The organism is Levilactobacillus parabrevis ATCC 53295, from assembly GCF_001434055.1.
Taxonomy (GTDB): Bacteria; Bacillota; Bacilli; order Lactobacillales; family Lactobacillaceae; genus Levilactobacillus; species Levilactobacillus parabrevis.
In genome coordinates this window covers 34,231-41,180 of sequence record NZ_AZCZ01000022.1, presented here as the reverse complement: position 1 = coordinate 41,180, position 6,950 = coordinate 34,231, and the positions used below count along the sequence as shown (strand labels likewise).

Annotated in this window: 9 protein-coding genes; 8 read left to right on the top strand and 1 reads right to left on the bottom strand. The window is 43.1% G+C overall.

Annotated elements, in window-relative coordinates; translation table 11 throughout:
• The first annotated feature begins 1,254 nt into the window (after positions 1–1,254).
• Together FD07_RS07135 and FD07_RS07130 are read left to right on the top strand one after the other, a co-directional pair.
• Complete coding sequence (locus FD07_RS07135) at positions 1,255–1,671, top strand: hypothetical protein (protein ID WP_155823068.1); 417 nt, start codon at positions 1,255–1,257, stop codon at positions 1,669–1,671.
• A gap of 322 nt (positions 1,672–1,993) precedes the next feature.
• Positions 1,994–2,221 (top strand): hypothetical protein, encoded by a 228-nt coding sequence (locus tag FD07_RS07130; protein WP_020089632.1) that lies wholly within the window; start codon positions 1,994–1,996, stop codon positions 2,219–2,221.
• On the opposite strand, the gene FD07_RS07125 is transcribed toward FD07_RS07130, so the two are convergent.
• Positions 2,216–2,527, bottom strand: coding sequence for a helix-turn-helix domain-containing protein (locus tag FD07_RS07125; protein ID WP_020089631.1), 312 nt, complete (start codon positions 2,525–2,527; stop codon positions 2,216–2,218). The genes FD07_RS07130 and FD07_RS07125 overlap by 6 nt on opposite strands.
• Positions 2,528–2,708: 181 nt before the next feature.
• Here FD07_RS07125 and FD07_RS07120 point away from each other — a divergent pair, with 181 nt between their 5' ends.
• The 6 genes from FD07_RS07120 to FD07_RS07100 all read left to right on the top strand — a co-directional run bounded on the left by FD07_RS07120 (position 2,709) and on the right by FD07_RS07100 (position 6,723).
• Complete coding sequence (locus FD07_RS07120; protein ID WP_020089630.1) at positions 2,709–3,269, top strand: hypothetical protein; 561 nt, start codon at positions 2,709–2,711, stop codon at positions 3,267–3,269.
• Between the two features lie 22 nt (positions 3,270–3,291).
• The gene (locus FD07_RS07115; protein WP_020089629.1) at positions 3,292–3,723 is read left to right on the top strand and encodes a hypothetical protein; all 432 of its coding nucleotides are present in this window, start codon (positions 3,292–3,294) and stop codon (positions 3,721–3,723) included.
• Positions 3,724–3,768: 45 nt separating this feature from the next.
• Entirely contained in the window at positions 3,769–3,918 is a 150-nt protein-coding gene (locus FD07_RS12345) for a hypothetical protein (RefSeq protein WP_020089628.1), read from the top strand.
• 84 nt (positions 3,919–4,002) lie between these two features.
• On the top strand, positions 4,003–4,614 hold the full coding sequence (locus FD07_RS07110) for a hypothetical protein (RefSeq protein ID WP_057161936.1): 612 nt from the start codon (positions 4,003–4,005) through the stop codon (positions 4,612–4,614).
• A 49-nt stretch (positions 4,615–4,663) separates the two neighbouring features.
• Positions 4,664–5,644, top strand: a complete 981-nt coding sequence (locus FD07_RS07105; protein ID WP_020089626.1) for a C39 family peptidase — start codon at positions 4,664–4,666, stop codon at positions 5,642–5,644.
• Between the two features lie 41 nt (positions 5,645–5,685).
• Positions 5,686–6,723, top strand: coding sequence for a DUF5776 domain-containing protein (locus tag FD07_RS07100; protein WP_020089625.1), 1,038 nt, complete (start codon positions 5,686–5,688; stop codon positions 6,721–6,723).
• Positions 6,724–6,950: the final 227 nt, after the last annotated feature.

The following is a 6,950-nucleotide window of genomic DNA, read 5'->3' as shown; positions in this document are numbered from 1 at the left end:
TGTCTATTTTATTGACAGGGGACCATTGAAGAAGGGGGCGAAGATCAAAAGGTACAATCTGGGAATCTAATACGTAATGGAAAGAAAATAAATCACCGACGAGATTGGCTGGTCCTCGCGGATATTTATAATAATGGAGATTATACACAGAAGTTTCATCTTCATAACTACATTGATTTTAAACTGCATGACGGAGCTACAAGGGCTGATTATCTTTACGATGGTAGAATAAGAAATGCAGCACTTTATTTATATATTCGAGAAATTGTTTATGAAGATGATGTGACCGATGCCTGTGAGAAAGTTATTAATTTTTATAATCCAACAGATGGAAAGAAAGTTAGTCAAGTAAACAATGTTCACGGATTACACGGATTCTTGTAAAACATAGTGTTTTTAGATGATTGCTTAGTTGATGATGCCTCTCATAAGATAGACAGCGGTTTAAACTTGAAATACAATTTGAGTCATCTGTTTTAAATTGCAAGAGCTGTTACTATATTACTGTAAATGAACGAGAAGGCATTCTAGAATTTTCAGCCGAAAAATTTTCAATTACTGGATTGTTTTGAAGTTGCGCCGTTCATTTAGTTCAATTTAAAGGAGATTAGGTCGGTTGACCAGTTACCATTCATTGCTTAAGGATCAAAGAAATGTCGAGAACGATGAAATAGCAACAAACTCAGACTTTCTTGATTAGCTACCCAGTTGTGTTCAAAGCTTGCTCAGTTAATCAGGGAGTGCCAATGCTGTTCTTAACAGATTGTCAATCGCTTGAAATTTGGGGGCCGAGTATACGTTGATTGTAATAGTATTCTACTGGCGCATGAGTAACACAAACGTAATTAGCCTTTTATTTCTTATGGAGGTACTGAAATTTAGTGTAAGTTAAGGCACAGAAGTCCGTCAGCGACATCGTCTGGCGAGCGTAAGTACACTGAATCTAAGATAAGCTAGAGAGACCTAAGCTTATTAATGGGCGTCGTTGCATCAGATATTGAAAATTAGTCATGGTTCAAGAAAAAGTGGGCAGAAAAATGTTAGTGACCTTTGTGGAGGAATTCTTGGTCGATAAATAATCCACGTATTGAATATGTTCAGACGTTCCCCTAAAGGATTTGCCACTTGATTCCCTCAGACCACGGGACTGAATTCTTACAGTTAGCAGATATTTCCGATGAACAATGGGCGGCTATTTTTTATGATGGTGATATCCTGGGAATGTACCAAAATACATATTTGGAGCGTGGAGTTATGAAATTCAGAAAAATTTTGTTGTCACTCATGGTGTTGGACTTGGTTCTCCCATTATTCACAGTTTCGGCCAATGCGAGCTCAAAGAAGATTCCTAAGAATCTTCGGGGAACCTGGGTGTCTAAGGCCCAATACAATAGCAAGCACCACAGCAAGAAGACTTTATGGTTACCTAAGATGAGGGTCCGAGTTTACAATAAAACCGTTAAGTGGCAGTTTAAGGGAACTTTACCTACGGATGGTGGACACTATGATCACAAGGTGTATACCATAAAGACCATCAAAAGTAGTCATGGCTTGACCCAATTGACAGGCCACACGATCTTTACGCATTGGAATTTCTTGAGTCGTCACGGCAAGGAGCTAGACTATGGCTGGCAAAATGGCGGGGATCTTTTCATGACTCGCGCTAAGTAAGATATCTCCATAATATGTTATAACTAGTTTTATAAAACAGGCCCATCAGTCGGCACTGGATTTTTTGCATGCCGAGATCTAAGTTTGATACCAAAGAGAGCTACTAGCCAAGAAATTGGCTAGTAGCTCTCTTCTTAATTTCTTATAGTTGCATTAGAACTTGACACGTATGTTAAAATTAATTTACTAAAACAAATTTAATGCCACACCTACAAATTAATTTTCACCTACATACAAGTCTGTTTTTTATTTAGCAGCGGCGTTAAGCTAGCTTTAACCAATTCGGTTGAGGCTAGCTTATTTTTTTAGGGGTGAATGGCGTATGGAAAAAGTAGAGAATCCATTATTGAGTCGATTACAGCTATTGCAAGATTTGAAGTTTTTAATTGATCGAGGGTCGGACCACCGAATTGATTACAGAAGATTTCGTATTTTTGAAATTAAGTTACCGACTGGCGATATTGATTTGGTGGCCGAGTATCAGACCTATGCAAATCAGTGCACGCTGGCCGAAATTGCAGACCTGATTGTAAAGAAGTACCAGCTATAATTTTAAAATTTTCAGGATACTTTCTGAGACAATCTCGCGTTGATTCTCTGGAAGGGACTTTAGATAGGCAATTAATTCTAAAGTGTGGATCCCAGTTAAAGAATCATCTGTGAAAAAGTCGCTTAGTTTTAGGTTGAGAGCCGATGCAATGGACTGTAACTTCTTGAGACTTATATTCTCGAATTCTCCGCGCTCTATTCGCGAGATCAGGCTAACAGAAACACCAGCTCTTTCAGCTAGTTTTTCAATGGTCAAATCTAATGCTCGTCGTTTCTGACTCACCAGTTTACTAATTGCGTTTTGCATAGTTGGCTTCTCTCCTATCGTGGCGTTAAGGCTAACCATAATGGAGTCTTTGTGCCATTAACAGAGAAAAAAAGACCTTTTTATTTAGAAAATAAGGAAAATAATACCTATTTGTTGTATATTATACTGTAAAGCCACTTATATTTGCGTAAGTGGCAAATTATTGATGAGGAGGAGCTTCATGATTAAAAAAGTTTTAGATATTTTCAAGCAAGAGTTTTTCGCCCTGAACGTGCGGTTTTGGGCAACACGGTACGCGATTGCAATTGGGACTGCCATTGCATGGATTTACTTCGGTAAGCAAGCCTTTCTGGGTGGTCAACTTCCGATTTACTTTATCTTCATCGGCGTTCAAGCCGCGATATTTTATCCGATTGCGAACGGGTTACTTGTGTTATACGAGTGGGAACACGGCCGACAGGCGAAGGGGATTTTTGATAATTACTCTGAGATGCAAGCGGCTGATTTCAGAAAAGCGCAGTTTCGCGCTGTCCGATTGGTCAACTCGAATTTCAGAAATAATGATCACTCCTTCGGCGAAACCAAAAATGCTATTAAGAGTGATGCGGCAGGAATGAAGATGATGTTTAAAGCTTTTGGCCATGCAATCTTATGGGCTTTTTCCCTGTTCTTCGCCATCGTTGGGATTGGCCGGTACTTGGTAACGTGGAAACCGGAAAATTATTCATTTAATTATCGCGAAGATGGGACGTTTACCGGCGATTCAAATACTGAAAATTAATTACTGAAGGAGAACCAAAGTTATGAAAAAAAGATTTTTCGCAGTTATTCTCGCTATCACACTAGTTGTAATGGGGGCTAGCTTACTGGAATCGCCAGCAAACGCATCAGCATCGGCCAAATGGCAATTTGGAACCCCAAAAAAGGTTAGAGGCTTGTTTCGTACGAAAACGGTTAAGCACCATTACAACCAGCTCAACATCGCCCAAAACGTCGTGTACAACGAAATTCGAAAACCTAATTGGCCCGCAGAAAAAAGCGGACCAATTACCCTGCTACTGATGTGGCGGGTGCCATCTCGCAAGCTTAGCGCGCACCTTTATCAAATCAAAAGCGTTACCAGCAATGGCAAGCATGTTCGCTATTACATCAAAACGTTTAGTCATAATCGCTTGAAGATTTCGAAGACTAAGGCATTTGCGCACAAGCCTTACTATTACAGAGCTAAGAATTAGTCATTCGTTGACTAATGACGACAACTTTTTTAGGAGAAACCAACAATGAAATTTAACTGGATAAGCAAAACAACGACAATTTTACTTAGCAGCATCTTAGTAGGGGGCGTCGTCACCACCACCGTTCCCATGTTCACGCCCCAAGCACAAGCCTATAACAATGAAGATGCCCCAATTAGTTATCAAGTTTTTTAGGATGACGAAAATAGCGTTAAACGGATTGTCAAAAAGGCCAGTCCTAAAGTAAAGCAACAACTCAATGCCGCCTTCTTTAAACGCATGGCGCAAAATCCCGTCAAGGCGTATGGCAGTTCAATATCAGCGTATTTTTCACAGGTCATGCACGTTCTGACAACTCATGCGGTCAGTGAACTTGGTCGGAAAGGTCAGGTAACCCCAGCATTTAAACAAGACTATCGGGCAATGTTGGCGGTTTACGATCAGTTTAAAGGACGCTTAGATACTGATTACCAGAATTCTGTCAATGACGAGATTGATGAAGCTGATCAACAGATTAGCAAGAATAAAGTTGATCCGGACAGCATTAGTGATGTTGGTGAGTATTTCACTCAGTACTTTGAAACCAACATTCGGCCAACTAAGATCACTGGCATTCCGAGCGTTAAGAGCAAGATTGCTAAGTTAACCGCTAAAAAGACGTCTTCTAAGAAGTACATCAAAGTTACCGGTACTGTGAAATTAGGCAAAAAAGCAAACTATGCTCAGATCAAGACGTATAAGGGAACCCGTTATGCAAAGCTAAAAGGTTCGCACCGTTTCAATAAGAAAATTTACGCACCCAAAGCTAAGAGGGTCAGTGCTACCGTTGGCTATTATTCGCACGGCCATTTTTCACGAGTAACACCGACTAAGACGGTCCATGTTAAATAGCTTTAAAGCATTTGCTAAATAACTTAAGCCATATCGAGGTGAAATCTATATGAAACGACTGATCGCGAGCCTGGCCGTCGTTGGGCTGAGCCTCTTCTTGGGGACAACGACCAGCGGTGTGGCCAACGCGGCAACGGCTACGTCGCTGGCTTCATCATCAACGACCCAGACGACCGCAGCTAGGGAAGAATCCACTTCATCTGAATCAGCTGGCGCTTCTTCCAGCTCGTCAACAGCGTCGAGTTCAGCAACTAAGCCCAAGGCCAAGCCAAAGCCACGAGTGACTTACCGTAAAGTCATCGGTAGGCAAAAAGTGAACTACTACACCAAAATTGGGACCAACCGAAAGCATAACTACAAGGTGTACCGAACGGGAGGCGCCAAGTCTTCGGCTCAGAATATGAAGGCCATTTCGACTGGTCGGCACTACGCGAAGAAAAAGGTCCACATTACTCGCGAAGAAAAGATGGGCGATGGGACTTGGCTGAAATTTACTTATAAGCATACGCGAACAGGGTGGATTCACCGCAACGGGACCGTCAAGTCCTACCGGTGGCTCAACATTCCTTTAATTGCGCAACGGCCCCAACTCCCGACTGGCTGTGAGATTACAGCGACGGCGATGATGCTCCGATACGCTGGGGCTAAAGTCACCAAGCTGTCGCTAGCCAAAGAAATGCCACGGAGTTCAAACCCCAACAAGGGATTCGTGGGGAGCCCCTATTCTCGTTCTGGTTGGTGGATCTATCCGAAGGGTCTCACGAAGATCGTCAGACATCACCTAGGTTCAGCTACAGACATGACCGGGGCTTCGCTTAAAAAGATGAAGGCCAAGATCAATCGCGGGCACCCCGTCGTTGTCTGGGTTGCTGGCGTCGATGGCTTTGTGAATCACGCTGTCACGCTTTCTGGTTACAGCAAGACGCGGGCCTACTACAATGACCCGTGGACCAAGCGGAAAACAAGCATGACCATAGCTAGCCTGCACAATCACCGGAAACATGATGCCTATCGGGCTTTGAGCTATTAATCAAGTTTATATTTAATAAATTCACAAAGGAGTAAAGTATAATGAAGAAACAATGGCTATCCACATTACTCGTCATTGCCGGTCTAAGCAGCGTTGGTATGACTACCTCCGCACAAGCTAAGACCAGTTACTACACCAATAACCCGGGCATTATCCGGGTCAAGAAGACGGTTGCCTACTACAAGGACGCCGCTAAGAAGCACCACGTGGCAACGGTTCATAAGGGCCACTACGCTAAGATTTCAAAGGTGGTAACGGTTAAAGGGCACGCGCCCGTGCTGAAGACCAACACTGGCAAGTACGTTACTGCCAACAAGGCATGTGTTGCCAAGACGAAGGGCTACCAAAACCCGAAGAAGTATTATCAAGTCAATTACAAGCAAATCAAGCCTTACGGTAAGGTAGGGTATACGGTCAAGCGGGGCTATGAGGGGATTAAGACTTGGAGAATCATGCGGCGCTTGGGTACCGCCAATGGTTATAACAAATATAATTCTGCAACCTACTACGCTGTCAAAAACTTTCAGCGTAAGCACCATTTGAAGGCTACTGGGAACGTCAATGAAAAGACATGGGTTAAGTTAGGCTTCTCTAAGTCCAGCTGGAAGAGCATTGATTCATACGTAGCCCCATTGGGTGCTCACGCCTGGAATGGCCGTTCAGCCCACATTGAAGCGATGATTAAGCAAGCCTACAAGTACAAGGGCAATCCTTACTTAGTCGGCTCTTCATCTAAGCCATTTTACGGCACGGACTGTTCTGGTTTGGTTATGCAGTCACTATATGCTGGTGGTATCAACACTAAACCAATCAGTGCCATCCATCATGCTTACCCCGGTAACGAGTGGAATTCTCGCAACCTGTGGGCTAGCAAGAAGTTCCAACACGTCGCCTACAGTCACAAGAAGCGTGGGGACTTGGTCTTCTATTACCAACCAGGCACCCACACGATTTGGCACGTTGCCATTTACTTAGGTAAGGGCAAGGTCATCGAAAGCTGGCCACCACGGATCATGGTCCAACCGATTAGAAACGGTCAACGCTCTAACGTGGCTGGGATTGCTCGCGTGTTCCATTAGTCGTTAAGTGCTTCAGCGCATATAATTTAGGGCTCCTTATCAATGAGTGTTGATGGAGGGGCTTGGAGGGGGTCAATTCGTTGTCGAATTGGCCCTCTTTTTGTAACGGGAGTTTGAATTCAATTTAGATGCGATAGATAAAAATAAAATGAATATGATGAAAAAATAAACTAGCGTTCGATTGTGCTGGTACGCAACGTCCGGCATACTGGAGAAACATCTATACA

Coding starts and splice junctions, on each gene's coding strand:
- FD07_RS07135 (WP_155823068.1), top strand. CDS start 1,255: ATGAAATTCAGAAAAATTTTGTTGTCACTCATGGTGTTGGACTTGGTT.
- FD07_RS07130 (WP_020089632.1), top strand. CDS start 1,994: ATGGAAAAAGTAGAGAATCCATTATTGAGTCGATTACAGCTATTGCAA.
- FD07_RS07125 (WP_020089631.1), bottom strand. CDS start 2,527: ATGCAAAACGCAATTAGTAAACTGGTGAGTCAGAAACGACGAGCATTA.
- FD07_RS07120 (WP_020089630.1), top strand. CDS start 2,709: ATGATTAAAAAAGTTTTAGATATTTTCAAGCAAGAGTTTTTCGCCCTG.
- FD07_RS07115 (WP_020089629.1), top strand. CDS start 3,292: ATGAAAAAAAGATTTTTCGCAGTTATTCTCGCTATCACACTAGTTGTA.
- FD07_RS12345 (WP_020089628.1), top strand. CDS start 3,769: ATGAAATTTAACTGGATAAGCAAAACAACGACAATTTTACTTAGCAGC.
- FD07_RS07110 (WP_057161936.1), top strand. CDS start 4,003: ATGGCGCAAAATCCCGTCAAGGCGTATGGCAGTTCAATATCAGCGTAT.
- FD07_RS07105 (WP_020089626.1), top strand. CDS start 4,664: ATGAAACGACTGATCGCGAGCCTGGCCGTCGTTGGGCTGAGCCTCTTC.
- FD07_RS07100 (WP_020089625.1), top strand. CDS start 5,686: ATGAAGAAACAATGGCTATCCACATTACTCGTCATTGCCGGTCTAAGC.